This is a genomic window from Faecalibacterium sp. AF27-11BH (assembly GCF_003603005.1).
GTDB classification, from domain to species: domain Bacteria; phylum Bacillota; class Clostridia; order Oscillospirales; family Ruminococcaceae; genus Faecalibacterium; species Faecalibacterium taiwanense.
In genome coordinates this window covers 1,202-1,667 of the sequence record NZ_QVGS01000032.1, presented here as the reverse complement: position 1 = coordinate 1,667, position 466 = coordinate 1,202, and the positions used below count along the sequence as shown (strand labels likewise).

1 protein-coding gene is annotated in these 466 nt (G+C 47.6%); it reads right to left on the bottom strand.

The window, feature by feature from the left end; translation table 11 throughout:
• The coding region (locus tag DWY76_RS13740) for a recombinase family protein (RefSeq protein WP_158579530.1) at positions 1-365 on the bottom strand (365 nt) is incomplete at its 3' end.
• Positions 366-466: the final 101 nt, after the last annotated feature.

Sequence of the window (466 nt, the reverse complement as noted above, 5' to 3'; positions counted from 1 at the left end):
CGGACACCGTTTCTTGGGAAAAAGTCCTCAATCAAATGCCCGGTTTGCAGATAATTACGCCCCAGTCGGCTGAGGTCTTTCGTGATGACAAGGTTGATCTGCCTGCGCTCAATGGCTCTCAACATTCTCTGTAGGTCAGGACGCTCCATGTTAAGACCTGTGAAGCCATCGTCCTGATAGACTGCCACAACCTCCCATCCCTGCTTTTCGCAGTATTTTTCCAGCATATCACGCTGGTTTGCGATACTGGCACTTTCGCCTTGCAGGTCATCGTCCTTTGACAGCCTGCAATAGACCGCCGCACGATAACCCCCGGCAAGTGCCGAACCGATTGTTCTGTATTCCATTTCGTTCATCATAGCCATTTACCCACACAATCCAGACGGTATCTGGCTCTTTTGAACCTCATCTTCATTATAGCCTATATCTTTCTTTTTAGCAAGATATTCTTTTGCATTTGTCTTTC